The sequence below is a fragment of the Marinagarivorans cellulosilyticus genome, from assembly GCF_021655555.1.
Classification (GTDB): domain Bacteria; phylum Pseudomonadota; class Gammaproteobacteria; order Pseudomonadales; family Cellvibrionaceae; genus Marinagarivorans; species Marinagarivorans cellulosilyticus.
Genome location: NZ_AP023086.1, coordinates 3,226,168 through 3,243,226, shown reverse-complemented (window position 1 = coordinate 3,243,226; position 17,059 = coordinate 3,226,168). Strand labels below are relative to the sequence as shown.

Below are 17,059 nucleotides of genomic sequence, written 5' to 3'. Positions count from 1 at the left end.
TGAATCGCTTAATGTTTAGTGCTTTGCAATGGCCCTAAGTAACTGGGTTTTAAGCCACCAGTATCGATAATGATTTTTTGAATACTTAAACCTGGATCTAAGCCGTAAATACGAATTTTAGTTGGCCCCGCTTTTTTTACAATATGCTCGCTGCTACCAACCCTAATCGCATCTTTAACCATTTCTTCCCAAGGCTTACCCATGCCCATTAAAGGCTCGGTAATATCGATAACTTTTGGTTTTTCGCTACCAATAGCAACGCCATAGCGGACACCTTTGCCTGGTTGAAACGGTAAAATAGGATTCGCCAAAACCTGTACGTTCACAGCCCCAGTGGTCAATAGTGTTATGGGGTATTCAACATAAGGGGCCTTAGATGCTGTTGCGAAGGATTGATCTGATAAGGGCAATAGCGTAATGGCGCCGCCCGTTCGACCCAACTGATCTACCGCGGCCCAACCAATACCTTTACGCGATTTGGCCCGCTCGAAGTTTTCAGCATCAATCGAAACATAGCCATCAGATTCGACAAAGCCTTTAGCCTTTTTTAGCATTTTTTTAGAAGGCTTGGTGGCCTCGACATAAACTGAAGCGCCTTGCCAACCAGTGCCTTTAATGGCTATTTTGGCGGTGTGCTTGCCTGCGGGCAATGCCGCCCAATCAATGGTCACCGCTACCGCCTGCTCAACGTTAACAGCGCCGCTTGGGTGGCTCAATTTCACCCAAGGCGCGCTCGCTTTAGCTTTATATTCAAACTCCTTGGTACCCCGGTTATATATTGTTAATGCGCGCTGCTGCTCGCCAAAATAATCGAAATCTAACACATAGCTGCTTTTATGCGGCCAATGACCACTCACATCACCAGGCCACCCTGCCTCATACCCCTCTACGGCAATGCCCATCTCGGCATAATTACCGGGTTCGTAGTGATATGTCATTGGCATTTGATCACCCTCAGGGTTATTCCAGTTGGTATAACCGATATGGGGTTGGCTCATAAAATGATTCCACTTACCGTTATTAAGTGCGTGGTATTCTTGCTCGAGCTTGGCATCTTGCTCAAAGTATTGCTTGGCTTGGTCGGCAAAGGTGTTGGCACTGGCTCGCCCTTGCGCCGCGTATAGGCGGTTTTTCGCCGTTGCAATGTGCAGTAACGTTACCGTTGCGCTTGCTTTAACCGGAAATAACACTAATTGAAAAAATGCCGCTTTTTTTGATTCTGGCAATTTTTTATAAATCGCCTCGGCTTTAGAAACCTGCTCTTTGAGCGATGTAGCAATGCGATCGGCCTCATCATAATTAAGAACACTGTAGGTGCTAGTATCCATAAGCTCAGGCTTGCGGCGGCCGTTATGTTGCGTATAAACCGAAATTAGCTCTGCGATATCCGCCGAAAATTCTGGGCCAAAATCACGCGCCGCCCATTGTTGAGTAAATGCCGTCATTTGCTTGTGATCCCAGCGCTCTGGGTCCCACGCCATGCGTAAAAAGAATTCTGTAGGAACCTCCATTGGCTTGAGGTCACCCACATTAACAATCCAAATTTTATCGGCGCCGTAATTGTACGCCAGGTTCATTTGCTGCCAAACTTTGGCAATCGGCATAGTATTAATCCAACGATAAGACCGTGGGCCACCAACATAATCAAAGTGATAATAAACACCGGCACCACCGCTGCGCCCGCGTTCTTCTGGTGTAGGTAAACGACGCAAGTTGCCCCAGTTATCATCCGCCCATAATAAAATCACATCATCCGGTACCCGCATACCTTTTTCATAATAAGCTTGAACTTCTTTATAAAGGCACCACACCTGCGGCACTTTATCGACATTATCTTCGCCAAAAACTTCGGCAAGAATTTTTCGCTGGTCTTTAACAATCTTTTCGAGTAACTCGATGTTTTCGCCTTCGCTCATTGGCGTATCTTCTTGCCCGCGCATCCCCATTGTATAGACGCTTTCAAAGGGTTTATTTCGTTTGGCGCCGTCTTGCCAAAAAGCATATAGATTTTCTGGGTTTGTTGCGTAATCCCAATCGCCCTTGCCATAGCGATTCCATTCTTTATCTGCACGCATCATTGGCTCGTGATGCGAAGTACTCATTACGATGCCGTACTCATGTGCTAAGGCTAAGTTTTTAGGGTCGTCATCGCCAAACGCGTTGTTCCACATAGCCGGCCACAAAAAATTGGCCTTTAAACGCAATAATAATTCAAAAACTTTATCGTAGAATTCATGATTATAATTACCGAAATTTTCTTGCACCCAATTAGTGAGCGCTGGCGCCTCATCATTGAGAAAAATACCGCGATATTTCACCTTGGGAATTTCTTGAATGCTCACCCCAGACTTAAGGTAAAGCGCATCCTTAGCTTCAACTGGCACATCAGCCCAGTAATACCAAGGCGAAACACCCATTTGCTCAGAAATATCATAAATCCCATACATGCTGCCGCGCTTATTAGCCCCTACCACCACCAACGCACTATCAACACCTTCATAGGGTTTAACGACTTGTTGAATGCGGTATCCATCCCATTGATCTCGAATGCCAACAACATCAATAAGCTTACGCGCAACTAGATCATCAACCAAACGACTGTGGCCTAAGGTCCCCACCAATATGAGGTTTTTCGCTTGCTCCGGCACTTTATTTTTTACCGTGCCCGCAACACCCAATACCTTTTGAAGATCCGAAGAAAGTACGCCGGCTGCACGCAAAACGCCTTTTTCGTCGTTAGCATCAACAACGATTGGTAAGCTAGATGTGGCGTCTGCCAACAATTTAAAATCGCTTGATGGGGCGAAGTTAATATAGCGCTCGCCACCCAATGAAAAACTAAAAGGTGCGATTAGCATCATCAGACTTAACGCCATCAGCTGAATAACCTTAAACCTTGTATGCCGATTATTAGAGTTTTTATTACGCAAAGGACCCTCCTAAGGTTCTACTGTGTTCGCATATAATGTGAATGGAAAATACAAAAACGACAAATATTAACATCAAAGTGACACTCTACTTTTACAAACAGTAGGATATTACTAACAAATGGACACTGATTAAAAAGTAAGGTTATTTTTAGCAAGAAATCGTGATAAAAATGGATCACAATATAGCTTTTGAGGTAAAAGCTTTTGTCGTAGTCGCGCCAAAGGACATGGATCGAAGGATATCCAATAGACCTAACTCAGAGTTTGAATTCTCCGATAAGGTCACTCAGTTGACCACTTAGGCTCTGTAGTTGCTGCTCAGATTCACGGGCTTTTTCAAACTGCAGATAAGTTGACTCTGTCGCATCGACAATATTTTGTACCGACTGATTAATCGATTTAGAGACTAAGCTCTGCTCCTCTGCGGCGCTAGCGGTTTGGTTAATCATTAGCGCTATATTATTCATTTCTTCAACAACCGACGCCAAAGATTCAGCCCCTTTTAATGCACTCGCAGAGGCTTGTGCGGTTACCTCTCTACCCGCCGTCATCGCGGCTACAGCGCTGACACCACCACTGGTTAAAGACTCCACCATGCCTCGGATTTCCTCTGTTGAATCTTGGGTGCGAGCCGCCAGAGTTCTCACCTCGTCAGCCACCACAGCAAAGCCGCGCCCCTGCTCGCCGGCGCGGGCCGATTCAATCGCCGCATTTAAAGCCAGCAAATTAGTTTGCTCTGCTATGCCGCGAATCACCTCAGACACTTTGGAAATTGTCTGGCTATTATTGGCAAGGTTTTGAATAATTTCGGAGGTGGTTTCAAACTCAGAAGAAACATGCTGCACTAGGTCGGAAGTTTTGACCACAACGTCTTTGCCAATATTGGCAGCCGTTTCGGCCTGGTTAACATAAGACGCCGATTGCTCTGCATTTTGTGCAATGTTAATAGATGCCGATAACATCTCATCCATGGCTGAAACAACCGCTGCGGATTCGCGTCGCTGCGCCTCTATAGCCTTTACGCTCTGGGCAAAAGAGTCTTTTAATTGATCAGTCGTTTTGTTTAACTGCGTTGTCGAACCTCTGACTTGAAGCAAAAGCCCGCGAATTTTTTGGGTAAAGGCATTAAAGTGACTTGCCAAAAGCGAAAGTTCATCATTGCCCGCAACAGGCAATGCTTTTGTTAAGTCACCCTGCCCCGATGCGATACCATTTAAAGCATCGACCACTTCATCGATCGGCCGCTTAATCGAACGGCTAATTAAATACGCCAACCCCGCTACAAACAAAACAATAACCGAACCAATCGATAATAGAATTTTGGCAAAACGCCAAAATATGACTTGAACATCATCCAGGTACACACCAGAGCCAACTATCCAGCCCCACTGGGGAAAGCCCTTAACATAAGAAATTTTATCGACCGGTTTATCAGAACCAGGGAACGGCCACATGTAATCAACAGAACCCTGGCCATGTTTTCTAACCACCTTGACCATTGCCACAAATAACGCTTTGCCATTCGGGTCTTTTACACCACTAATGTCTTGACCATTTAGTTGAGGCTTCGTGGGGTGTGTAATCATATTGGGATGCATATCATTTACCCAAAAATAATTATCGCCGTCATAACGTAGCTTATTAATGCCTTCAATTGCCTCTGCTTTTGCGGTTGCTTCGTCAACAAGGCCCGACTCATATTGCTTATAATGCTTTTCAAGCACTGAATATGCAGCGTCTACCAACATTCGCGTATTATCGGTTTTGCTGTTAACTAATGCCTGTTTTAATTGCCACAAAGACACCCCGAGTGACACAGCTAAGCCAACGACAATCACTAACAGCTGAATAACAAGGCGTCGACTAATCGATATTTTGCGTAGAAGCATTCTAAAAAACCTGTCCCATATTCACGTTTGGAATATCAATCCGGCGTGCCAGTATTAATAAAGTGCTAACTAGAAGTATAGACAGGTATATTGAAATTACAGATTTAAAGCGGTGCTAAAGATGGACAGCCTAGCGGGGAAAACGACGCAGTGCTCGAGTTAACTCGGCCTTGCAGCGTTTATCGTCAGCATAAAGCGCTCGCTCAGAGACTTTAGCAAGCTGTTTGCACGGTGCGCTCAATTCTGGCTGCTGCTCTGCCAAGCGAAAACAAAAAGCCGCTATCGTTTCATCGCGCTCGCGCTGAAGCCCAAGTTGCTTAGTCGTGCTATCAAAGATGTTTAGCGCACGCTGCAAAGGGGTGCTTCTTTGCCATTTAGGGCGAATAACCATCACAGCATATGCACCGAGCAACAGCACAATAATTACAATAAAACTCAGCCCGACTCGCCAAGGTTCCACCCCACCGAACAAGCGTGTTAATAACTTATTTTGCTTGTCGGAATCGTAGCTGAGTACCCAGCGGTTCCACACATAACCTGCAGCATCCAAACGATGGCGGAGGTTAGTCATCCATTGCGGGGCATCGAATTGGCCAGAAGCCACCATTTCTTTTTCGTCGCCAGTTAATGCATTGCCAATGCCTTGCTCTATGCGCTGCGGGGCTACAGCGCTAGTAGGGTCAATGCGTTGCCAACCTTTACCGTCCAGCCAAACTTCTGCCCACGCGTGGGCATCGGCTTGGCTTACGATCCAGTAATCCTCTAAAGTATTGTAGGTCCCCCCTTGATACCCCACCACCACCCGTGCTGGTACTCCGGCGGCGCGCATTAATACAGTAAAGCTACTGGCGAAGTGCTCGCAAAATCCACGTTTCGTATTAAAAAGAAAATCGTCAACACTATGCTGCCCCAGTAAAGGAGGCTGTAATGTGTAGTGGAATGATTCGTTATACCAACTAAGTGCTTTTTCTATTAATGCTTGCGCTGTTAAACCTTCGAGCGTCCAGCTTCGTGCAAGTTGAAGTGTTTGCGGGTTAAATTGGCTGGGCAAATGAAGCAACCGAGCGCGCTGCTGGGGCGTTAAATCTGGCCAATTAAAGTCGGAAGCCGGCATGCTCACTACGCTGTATTGCAAACGCGACATCACCGGCCCTTGCGCGGCAATCAAACCTTGCTGGGTAATGCGTGCACGCGTACGACCTGCAGCAACTTTAATAGGTTCTGCCAACGAAAATAACCAACGGTATTGGTGCGGCTCAACAATAATGTCGTAATCCAATAAGCCTTCAAGCTGCACATCGCTAGCGCGTTGGCTCCAAGCTAAATCCCACTGAGGATCTAAATCCCAGCTGCGACCATCGAAGTTTTCCAAAACCAAGCCACGCCAGTACATATCACGCGGTGCCGGTATTTGTGCGCCCTTAAATGTCACCCGAAATGCCGTACCCGTTGAACGCACTAAATTGCCAAGATCGCCAGGCGATAAGGAATCACTAAAGCCGGTATTGCCACTACCTTGCGGCATAGGCACCCGCCATAACGGACCTATGCGCGGCATAATGACAAACATCACCACCATCAGCGGCATGGCATGCAATAACAAAATGCCACCGGTTTTTAACTTATAACGATAAGAGAACTTGCGCGTTAAATAAATGGTTTGCCAAGCGGTAATTAACACCACACACGATAAACAAGCGTATAGCGCCGCCAAAAAGGTTTGGGCAAATAAGAATTGAGCCGCAACGGCAATAAAACCAATAAATAGTAATAATAAACCGTCTTTTCGGGTGCGTAGCTCTAGCAACTTAAGCACAAAAGCACAGACTAAAAAACCTATCATAGGCTCCACGCCCACGGTGCCCTGATATGATGCCATCAAACCCGCAACACAGCCGCAACCCAATACAAACTTAATTGCCGTAGAGGGAAAATTAAGCTTGCCGGCATGTATGCGAAAGCGCCAAACCATCGCACTTAGCCACACCGCCCAAAGCCAAAAAGGCAAGCGGATAAGCAGCGGCAAAATAACAACGCCTTGAGCAAGAATGAGCCACAGAAGATTTTCGTGGCGCACCAGCTTTTGTCGCTGAAAAGCCTCGGTGGATGCGTCCACAATTAATGCCCGCTCAAGCTAATATCGAAACGGGCCAGTGCCGACAACACACTTAAGCGGTGACCATCATCCAGCGCCGGCGGCAACTGTTTGCCCGGCAAGCGTAAACCGTAAGCAATGCCAAGCCGGTCAAATTCTAACGCCCAATAACACAATGCACTAAGCCTGTCTTCAGGGGCTAAATGCAAAAAGCTATTCCACTCTAGCCATGTGTCGTTGTTGCGTGCGCTGGCATATTCTTTTGAATACAAACCCTGCTCGCGCGCATAGTGCTTCCACGCTATGTGCTTTATGGGGTCGCCAGCGCGATATTCTTTTAAGCCCGCAAAGTCATCGCCGCCTGCAACTTGCTCACCGGTTTCCCCGTCGCCATCACCTTCGGCTTGCAACGGAAATTGCACTTTTAATGGCTTAGGAAATACAACGGCACGAGCATCTAAATTTAACCACGTCCAACAGCGAATAAGCCCTAGCGGGAAAGTGCTTTCCAGTAATAATTTACCCGGATATAAATACCCCCGTTTAACAGCATGTAACCCCACTTGTATTTGCGTTGTTTGCTTGCCGTCGCTGCCCGCTTCAAAATCAAAGCAAGCGTCTTCGCCATTCCACCAACGAATGGTTAAATTATCGCTACCTTTTGCGCGAGCACCTTCCACCTCTAAAATAAAATATACCGTCTCGCCAACAAACGCCGGCTTTGCACCCAGCACTTTAATACGCAAGCCAGCCAAGTTGGCGTAGGTATGCAAAATGGCCACAACAACTAAGCTCATCAATAAATAACTTAGCGCCAATATCAGGTTGTTCTGGTAATTAGTGCCTAGCAGCCACAACACCAAACTCAAAGTTAAAAAGCCAAAACCGGTTAAGGTCGGGAAAGTGTATAAATTTTTACGCGTTAGCAGCACACTGCGTGCAGCGGGCACGCGCTTGTCGATCCAGCGGAAAAAGCGCGCTTGCCAGCGATTGGGTTGGCGGTCTATATATGTGGCTCGTCTTACAGCTTCCTGCGGTGAGGTAACTGCCAGCTTAGGCAAAAAACGGGATAACCACATTTACGCAACCACCGGAACCGATTTAAGTAAATATTGCACTAAGTCTGTGTGCTCGTGATTGCCCTCGATATCTCCACCGCGTACCCGGTGCCCAACCACCGAGGATGCCACCGCTTGAATGTCTTCTGGAATAACGTAATCGCGCCCAGCCAATAACGCCCACGCCTTACTTGCACGCAGCCAAGCTAACGCGCCCCGCGGCGACAAACCATAAGTAAAACGCGCATCCACGCGGGTAAACTCTACCAACTGCTGAACATAATCGAGTAAAGCATCGGTGGTGCGCACAGCGGCAACACTGGCCTGTAAGTCAGCCAGTTGCGCAGGGGTGATTATTGCTTGCATCGCTTGAATGCGCGCACGCGGATCGACGCCTTGCAGCAATAAACGCTCGGATTGATGATTGGGATAACCCAAGCTTAAACGCATTAAAAAGCGATCGAGCTGGGATTCTGGCAAGGCAAAGGTACCCGACTGCGACAATGGGTTCTGCGTGGCTATAACAAAAAAAGGCGATGGTAACGGGCGGGTTTCGCCCTCAATGGTTACCTGCCCTTCTTCCATGGCTTCGAGCAACGCGCTTTGGGTTTTAGGGGTGGTGCGGTTAATTTCGTCGGCCAGCAGCAGCTGGGTAAAAACAGGCCCAGGGTGAAACTGAAAAGCCGATTGGGCTTTGTCGAATACGGCTACACCTAAAATATCGGCTGGCAGTAAATCGCTGGTAAATTGCACTCGCTCGTACTGCAAGCCTAGCGCTTTTGCCAAACACTGGGCTAACGTTGTTTTACCCATGCCGGGTAAATCTTCTATAAGCAGGTGCCCTTTAGCAATAAGGCAAGCCACGGCGAGCTTAACTTGCTGATCTTTACCAAGAAGCACTTGCCCCACGGCGGCGACAGTCTCTGTGAGAAGTGGCTGCATTATTTATCCTTCTATCATCCCAAACCTGAGCATAGCCAAACTTTGCCGGCAGTGCTTCATACGAAAGAAGATAGGCAGCCACGCGAACAAATAGTTCACGCGTGATAATGCGCTAAAGTGCCGCGAACCCGCGCTGAAGATCTGTAATTAGGTCCTCAACGTCTTCTAGGCCAACCGCAATGCGAATAAGATTTTCTTTAATACCCGCAGTCGCTTTATCCTCTGCGCTTAAACGACCATGGGTTGTGGTTGCAGGGTGTACGATGGTCGTTTTGGCATCGCCAAGGTTCGCCGTTAAAGACATTAAACGGGTGGCATTAATAAAGCGCCAACACGCGGCCTTATCGCCTTTAACTTCAAACGATAGCACTCCACCAAAAGCCGACTGCTGCTTAGCCGCCAAGGCGTGGCCTGGATGCTCGGGCAAGCCCGCGTAGTGAGTGGCCTCTACTTGTGGGTGGCTATTTAGGTACTCTGCAATTTCTTGTGCATTGGCACTGTGCGCTTTCATGCGCAGGCCTAGCGTTTCTAACCCCTTACTAAAAACCCACGCATTAAAGGGGCTCATGGTTGGGCCGCAGGTGCGAATAAAGCCCAATACTTCGGCCATATGCTCTTTATTACCCACCACAGCGCCACCTAAACATCGGCCTTGGCCATCCAGGTATTTAGTGGCCGAGTGAATAATAATATCGGCGCCAAGCGCCAGTGGCTTTTGCAATGCTGGCGTACAAAAGCAGTTATCCACCGCTAGCAAGCAATCATTCGCTTTGGCAATAGCCGCAAGGCCCGCTATATCGGCCACATGACACAAGGGATTTGACGGAGTTTCGCAAAATAGCAGCTTTGTAGCTGGCGTTATTGCGCCTTGCCATTCGGCTAAATCGGTAAGGCTAACCGTAGAAACCTTAACGCCGAACTTCTGCAAATATTTACCGAACAATACCGTCGTAGTACCAAACACACTGCGCGAGCACACAACGTGATCGCCGGCTTTTAACAACGCCATGCAAGTGCTTAAAATGGCCGCCATACCCGATGCCGTTGCCACCGCAGCCTCACCACCTTCCATTGCCGCTATGCGCTCTTGAAAAGTATTAACCGTTGGGTTGGTATAGCGAGAATAGACATTACCGGGTTCGTCGCCAGAAAAACGCGCTGCGGCTTCTTCAGCACTGTTAAACACATAGCTGGATGTCGCAAAAATAGGCTCGGCGTGCTCGCCTTCGGCGGTACGGTGAATGCCCGCGCGAATTGCCAATGTATTAATACCCGCATTATCTAGCGGATTTTCTAAAGGGTGGTCACTCATAAAACATCCCATTCATTTAATCTGTGGCGTAGCGACTGTGCTCGCCGATGTGCAAATTCTACCACTGCTTTCACCTGTTACGCTTTACTTGCCGCTTTAACAACGGCATCAAACCAGCGATGCGGTAGCAAACGCTTTAAGCCCCCCAGCACGTATGTGGGTGTTGTCACAGGGTAGCGTACCTTTGGCCGCCTGCTTTCGAGCGCATGCAGCACTCTTTTCAACACGGCCTCTGGGCCAACCGTAAAAGGCACCGCCGCCCCTTGGGCTTGCAAACGGTCCAGGCTTTGTTGGTAACTTTTAGCGTGCCGGCTATGGCTGTAGTCGACATTGGCTTTTAAAGCCTTAAGCGCATTGGCACGAAATTCACTTAATACCGGGCCTGGCTGAATCAAACTCACTTTAACCGAGGTACCTGCAAGCTCTTGCCGCAACGTATCGGTTAGGCCTTCCAAAGCATATTTACTGGCGTTATAAGCACCGCGATAGCCCATGCCCACAAAGCCCAATACAGAGCTGTGTTGAATTAACCGTGCGCGCGGCTGTGCCATCAGTGCTGGCAATAACGCTTGCGTTAATTGGTGGGTGCCAAAAAAATTACTGGCAAACTGTTTTTCTAGGGTTTCGCGCGTTAAATCTTCCACCGCGCCTGGCTGGCCATAGGCAGCATTATTAAACAGCGCATAAAGCTTGCCCTCGGTGATGTCCAAAATAGCCTGTGCGCCTTGTGCCACTTGCTCGCTGTCGGCAAGGTCAAACGCCACCGCACGCTCAAAACTTTGCAGTAAACGTTCGCGCTGCTGCTCTGTTCGGCAACAAGGTAAGACCCGATAACCTTGTGCTCGCAGGCCTTCGGCCACATGCAGGCCAATACCACTGGAACACCCTGTAATCACAACCCAAGAGGATTTATCACTCATTATTTGCTCGTTGTTTTTGCGTATAAATTGTATGCAGTAATGCCGCCAAAGCTTGCGCTGCTGCGGCACTTTGGCGCGCAACAATCACTGCGCCTTGCTGTGTATAGGCTTTATTGGGTGGCCGCGACTGCGGCGTACTATAAATAAAAGCTGCTTCTTGCGCGCTAGCGCTAAACACGGCATTAAAATCGCTAAGCTTTAGTAGATCGCCGCCTAAAGGCTCGCTTTTTATTGGCTGCTGAAAAACCTCGAAACCGGCATCCCATAGGCGATGCAAGTTAAGCGCACAGCGCCGCTTACCGGCACTTAAGCAATAACCATTACCGCCCGCATCCGAATGGCACTGTGCATCCAATCCAGCAAGAGTATGTAACGGCTGGTACGCATCAGCCATTAAATGACCAATAAATGCCAATACCACGCCCTCGGCCGCGGGTGTTTTAAGTTGGGAATAAGCTTCGATTAAAGCCGGTAATGCAACGTCGAGCTGACCTGTACGCTCAACCTTGCAGCGTCCATGGACCGAAGCCGCCGGCAATAACTTCAGGCCCACTGTATCCCAGTATTGTGCATTCACGTAGTGCCACTGCTTAGTATTAGCGCTAGCAAAAGGCTCTAAAGCAGGCGCAACGGTCGTTTTGGCAAAGCGTGAAAAAACCGTATTTAAAACCATATCACGCCGTGTATCTGGCCATACGGCAGCTTGAGAAAACGCTGAATATTGCGCTAACGATTTACGCCATTTTTTGGCGCGCTCATTAGTAATGAGTGCTTGCGCTTGCTTATCAAAGTAGCGCTGCTGCTCGGGACTTAATTGCGCAAAGGCCGCTTCAGCAATAGCCGCATGCCCTTGGGCCGACCATGCCAGCCCTTGCAAAGGTAATAGTAAGCCACCGAGCAACAGAATAAACCACAGCCAGTGATACAGCATTTAAGGCTTGCGCGCCTTTTTAACCGTATCGTAAGCGGCTTGAATCTCTTGCGAGCGCTCGGTCGCTACTTTTAACATTTCTTCGGGTACACCTTGGCCGGATAACTTATCGGGATGGTATTGGCTCATTAATTTGCGATAAGCTTTTTTGAGTTCGGCATCCGTACAGTCGGCTTCTACGCCAAGCGCGCTGTACGCATCTTTAAGTACATCAGCAGAGGACGGTTGTTGCGCACCTGCGTGCCCTTGGTAATGCCCACCTTTGAAATTGCCTTGCGCCTGCGCCATTTTGAGCATTTGCTCGAATACAAATCGGCTAAAGCCCATTTGCTCGGCTATTTTTTGCATCGCTGTTTGTTCTGCGGCATCTAAGGAGCCATCGGCCATAGCGATAGTGATCAAGTACGCCAGTAAAATTTGCTTAACATCGGCATATTGGCCACACACCTGTAAAAAGTGCCCCACTAAAGGCTCGGGGTTAAACTCTGCGTTGGTGCCACCTTTAAACAACGCTATAGCCTCTTTGCGCTGCTCTGGCGATAACTGCATGCGCGCCATCAACTGCTCGGCCGCTTGCACCTCTTGCTCGCTAACACGGCCATCGGCTTTAGCTAAGTACCCCATCAAAGGGAAGGCCGTCGAAAACAACGTACTTTCTATTTGGCGGCGTAACTCTGGGTTCAAACGCTGCCTCTGCGTTTGAATACCTTTGGCCAAAAAGTGGCCAGCCACAAACCCCAGGATAATACCCAACAAGCCAAATAATTTGACGCCAATATACAAACACACAAGGCGGATAATAAAACCCATAACCGCTACCTTCCCCACTCTTTACTTAAGTTCATCAACAAAGGCATGCAGCCTAAACTAGCGCGCCGACAAAACCAAGCGCCGGCTCTGCTTGCTCGCGCGCGCAGTGCCATGGCATTTGGCAGCAAAAAGCACCTGCGGTCACCCAAAGAGCCTAGCAATACAGGCGACACGCATACGTTGACTATACTCAAGCATGCTTTGTCAACGAGAACGCGTCATGCGCCTGATTGCTTATTTCAGTGTTTTGTGCACCCTGTGGTTCAGTGCTTACAGCTGTGCTTTGCCTCTTGAAACCATGCGCTTTAAGCGCTTGTTACATGGCACTACCGATACCGACGAAGTCATAAACGCTGTCCATGTTACCCAACAAGACCCACACGGTTTTATGTGGTTTGGTGGTGAACATGGCCTAGCACGCTACGACGGCCACGATGTTAAAATTTATCAGCATACCCCTGGCGATCCTGACTCGCTTACCAGCAACGCCATTTGGGATATTGCCTTTGACCACGATGGTGTGATGTGGCTGGCGACAGACTCGGGCCTAGGCCGCTACAACGCCGCAAGCGACACCTTTACCAGCTTTCGCTCTAAGGGGTTTGATACCAATTCCATTACCGGCGACTCGGTGCGCTCGCTTGCGGTAGATAAAAACAACAACCTCCTAATCGGCACCGATAACGGCTTTAATATTCTCGACCCTAGCCGCAAACACTACCGCACCTACACTGATCGAGAAAACGACCCCTTTAGGCTACCGAATGCCGCCATTCGAGCCATTTACACCGAAGACGACGGCCATATTTGGCTTGGCACAACATCGTCGGGGTTGCTGCGTTTAACGCTCAAACCTTTCGCGATAGAAATCTTTGCTCACGACCCCAACAACGCCCACAGCATTGGCCACAATCGCATTACCGACATTTTGCGCGACCACACCGGGGCCTTGTGGGTAGCCAGTTTTGGCGGCGGCATTAGCCGAATGAATCCCGACGGCAAAAGCTTTACCAATTATGCCCACAACCCTAACGACCCTACATCACTTGGGTCGAATACAGTTTGGAATATTTTTGAAGATAGCTTTAATAATTTATGGGTTGCGACAGATCACGGCGGCCTTGCGCAATATAATCACACCAGCGACAACTTTAGCCATTTGCGCCACAACCCTTACGATAGCTCTAGTTTAAGCTCTAACAATATTCGCAGTATTTTTGAAGACAAGCATGGCGATTTATGGATTGGCGCCTTTCCAATTGGCACTAACTTTTTTGACCGCTCAAGCACTGTTTTTGAAAACTATTCCCATGTGCCAGGCACGCCCGACAGCCTAAGCCACTCCACAATACTGACGATACAAAAAAGTCGTCAGGGGCACTTATGGGTTGGCACCGAAGGCGGAATAAATGCCTTTGACCCCGTCACTAAACGCAGCCAACGCATTGTCGCGCAAGCCGGCGTAGAGGGCGCACTACAATCCAATGCCGTACTCGCGCTAGCGGAGCAAAACAACGGCGATTTATGGGTTGGTACATGGTCTGGCGGGCTTTTCCGTCGCACTGCCGGCCACGATGAATTTGAACACTTTATGCCCTCGCCCAGCGGTGCAGCCGGCACAAAAGGTAACACCGTTAACAGTGCTTATATCTGGAGCTTATTGATTGATCAAAACCAACAAGATTTGTGGATTGGCACCGAAACCGGCGGGCTAAATCGCTACAACTTTAAAAGCCAACAGTTTCACTATTACCTCCCCAACCCACAACCAACCCCCGACAATGTTTCTAACCCACACGTTTGGACACTGCTGCAAGACAAGCAAGGAACACTCTGGGCCGGCAGTTTGCACGGGCTTAACCGTTATCACTCAGACAGCGATACCTTTAGCCACTACTTCCACGAACCTAGCAATGAAAAATCTCTTGGCAACAACCGAGTAATCGCTTTATTTGAAGATTCGAAAAACAATTTATGGGTCGGTACGCAAGGCGGCGGCATCAGCGTTATGGATGCTAAACGGCAGCATTTTAGCCATATTGGTGTCGATGATGGCTTGCCTTCAGGCAACGTTGCAAGCATCGTCGAAACCCCCGACGGAAAAATATGGGCAACAACCGATAAGGGGGTTGTGAGTATCGTACGCAATGGCAGCCCATCGGGTTACCATATTAAAAAATATCAAAAAAGCCACGGCCTAATTGGTAACAATTTTAACCGCGATGCCAGTTATGTTGACCAAGACGGTACGCTCTATTTAGGCTCAACCGAAGGGCTGAGCATTTTCGATAGTAAAAAAATAGAAACCCGGCAAGGTCCACCAGATGTTGTGTTTACTGATTTTAAAATCTTTAGCGAAAGCATTAATAGCGAGACCGTGAACAGCCCTTTAAAAGATACTATTCAAAATACCCGACGCATTGACCTTAACTATGACCAGCGCTTTTTTTCCATTGGATTTTCGGCTTTAAGTTATCGCTCCTCAAACCGAAATCAATACGCCTATAAATTAGAAGGATTTGATAAGGATTGGAATAATGCAGGGAATCGGCATATCGCGAATTACACCAACCTTAGCCCTGGCCATTACACCTTTAGGGTAAAAGCGGCTAATGCAGCAGGCGCATGGAATGAAAACGGCGCAACACTTGAAATAAAGGTAAAACCGCCGCTGTTACAAACCTGGTGGGCGTATGGCATTTATTCGCTGTTATTTATAGGCTTAATGTGGGCTTATTCTCGCCACAAAGCCAAACGCATAGAACTACAAAAAGAGCGCGACGTTAATGCCGAGCTTATAAAGCTCGACAAAATGAAAGATTCATTTTTAGCCAATACCTCGCACGAGCTGCGCACACCATTAAATGGCATTATCGGTTTAGCCGAAGCCCTACGCGATAGCTGCAGCAGCCTATTAGACCCGGCTAAACTTGGCCAGCTAGGCATGATCATATCTAGCGGAAAACGCCTGTCGCACCTAATCAACGATATTTTAGATCTTTCTAAGTTGGCCGACCGCACCATTGAGCTGAAACGCGAACCCGTCAACTTACGCTACCTAACAGACACCGTCATTACATTACTTGAACCGTTAACCAACGAAAAACCGATTAAATTACAAAATGAAATACCCGGCCATTTTTATGCGGTTTTAGCCGATGAAAACCGTTTACAACAAATCATGTTCAACCTTATTGGCAACGCCATTAAATACAGTGATCGAGGCCATGTAAAAATTAATGCTCAGCAAGATAACAACACAACCACCATTCGCGTTAAAGACACAGGAATAGGCATAAACCCAGAAGACCTCGAAACCATATTTCAATCTTTTTGCCAGTTAGAGCACAGCGATGCACGCGAACACGGTGGTACAGGGTTAGGGCTTGCGATTACAAAACAGCTCGTCGAGTTACACGGCGGAAAAATTGATGTGATATCGCAGCCCACGAAAGGAACAACCTTCATCTTCACCATGCCCACCAGCAACGTTCTATGCGAACGCAAAAAAGACCCAATTCCCATCACAAGGAAAATCAACACTAACGAGTACAATACACAACAAGAGAACAGCGCTTCCCTCCCACAAACGTCACAACAACAGCCTAAGAAAACGCATAAAGAAAAACCCGACAGCACAGTAGCCGAACCCCAAAGCACCAAACCGGCTAAACCCAGTTTAAAAATTCCAGCACTCGATAACGCAGAGCAAATTACCATATTAAGTGTTGATGATGACCCGATTAACCGAATGGTACTCAGCGGTATTTTAAAATTACACAACTACAATGTGATTGAAGCTGACAACGGTCAATCGGCAATAGAAAAAGTGCAGCAACACCCTGAGATTGACCTAGTCGTTTTGGATGTCATGATGCCCAAAATGACAGGATACGAAGCCTGCGAAATTCTAAGACAAAGCCGCCCTATCTACGATTTACCTATTATCTTTTTAACGGCAAAAGATGTCGAAACAGAACTGACACAAGGTTTTTTAAGTGGTGGCAACGACTTTGTTAGCAAACCGGTTAAAAAAGAAGAATTACTCGCTAGGATTAAAGCTCAGCTGAGTGTTTTATTACATGCTAGAGCGATACAAGAAGGGGCAACCAATAAAAACGTGACATCTATATCTAACCCTTAGTACTCAACGGCTAAACGCACAACCTAAT

10 protein-coding genes are annotated in these 17,059 nt (G+C 47.9%); 1 reads left to right on the top strand and 9 read right to left on the bottom strand.

What is annotated here, in order from left to right:
• Window positions 1–8 precede the first annotated feature (8 nt).
• The 9 genes from MARGE09_RS12990 to djlA form a co-directional block, all read right to left on the bottom strand.
• Entirely contained in the window at window positions 9–2,930 is a 2,922-nt protein-coding gene (locus tag MARGE09_RS12990; protein WP_236982525.1) for a glycosyl hydrolase 115 family protein, read from the bottom strand.
• Between the two features lie 257 nt (window positions 2,931–3,187).
• A complete protein-coding gene (locus MARGE09_RS12985; protein WP_236982524.1) occupies window positions 3,188–4,819 on the bottom strand; it encodes a methyl-accepting chemotaxis protein in 1,632 nt (543 codons plus the stop codon).
• Between the two features lie 130 nt (window positions 4,820–4,949).
• Window positions 4,950–6,935, bottom strand: a complete 1,986-nt coding sequence (locus tag MARGE09_RS12980; RefSeq protein WP_236982523.1) for a transglutaminase TgpA family protein — start codon at window positions 6,933–6,935, stop codon at window positions 4,950–4,952.
• 2 nt (window positions 6,936–6,937) lie between these two features.
• On the bottom strand, window positions 6,938–7,993 hold the full coding sequence (locus MARGE09_RS12975) for a DUF58 domain-containing protein (protein ID WP_236982522.1): 1,056 nt from the start codon (window positions 7,991–7,993) through the stop codon (window positions 6,938–6,940).
• Window positions 7,994–8,914: an AAA family ATPase gene (locus MARGE09_RS12970; protein WP_236982521.1), complete on the bottom strand. Its 921-nt coding sequence runs from the start codon at window positions 8,912–8,914 to the stop codon at window positions 7,994–7,996.
• A gap of 112 nt (window positions 8,915–9,026) precedes the next feature.
• Entirely contained in the window at window positions 9,027–10,226 is a 1,200-nt protein-coding gene (locus tag MARGE09_RS12965) for an O-succinylhomoserine sulfhydrylase (protein WP_236982520.1), read from the bottom strand.
• Between the two features lie 77 nt (window positions 10,227–10,303).
• On the bottom strand, window positions 10,304–11,146 hold the full coding sequence (locus MARGE09_RS12960; RefSeq protein WP_236982519.1) for an SDR family NAD(P)-dependent oxidoreductase: 843 nt from the start codon (window positions 11,144–11,146) through the stop codon (window positions 10,304–10,306).
• A complete protein-coding gene (locus MARGE09_RS12955; protein ID WP_236982518.1) occupies window positions 11,139–12,077 on the bottom strand; it encodes a S1/P1 nuclease in 939 nt (312 codons plus the stop codon). Before MARGE09_RS12955 ends, MARGE09_RS12960 begins: the two co-directional genes overlap by 8 nt.
• Window positions 12,078–12,887 carry a co-chaperone DjlA gene (gene djlA, locus MARGE09_RS12950; protein WP_236982516.1) on the bottom strand — a complete coding sequence of 270 codons (810 nt, stop codon included), beginning with the start codon at window positions 12,885–12,887 and terminating at the stop codon, window positions 12,078–12,080. It lies immediately after the preceding gene.
• A gap of 220 nt (window positions 12,888–13,107) precedes the next feature.
• Here djlA and MARGE09_RS12945 point away from each other — a divergent pair, with 220 nt between their 5' ends.
• Window positions 13,108–17,031: a hybrid sensor histidine kinase/response regulator gene (locus MARGE09_RS12945; RefSeq protein ID WP_236982514.1), complete on the top strand. Its 3,924-nt coding sequence runs from the start codon at window positions 13,108–13,110 to the stop codon at window positions 17,029–17,031.
• Window positions 17,032–17,059: the final 28 nt, after the last annotated feature.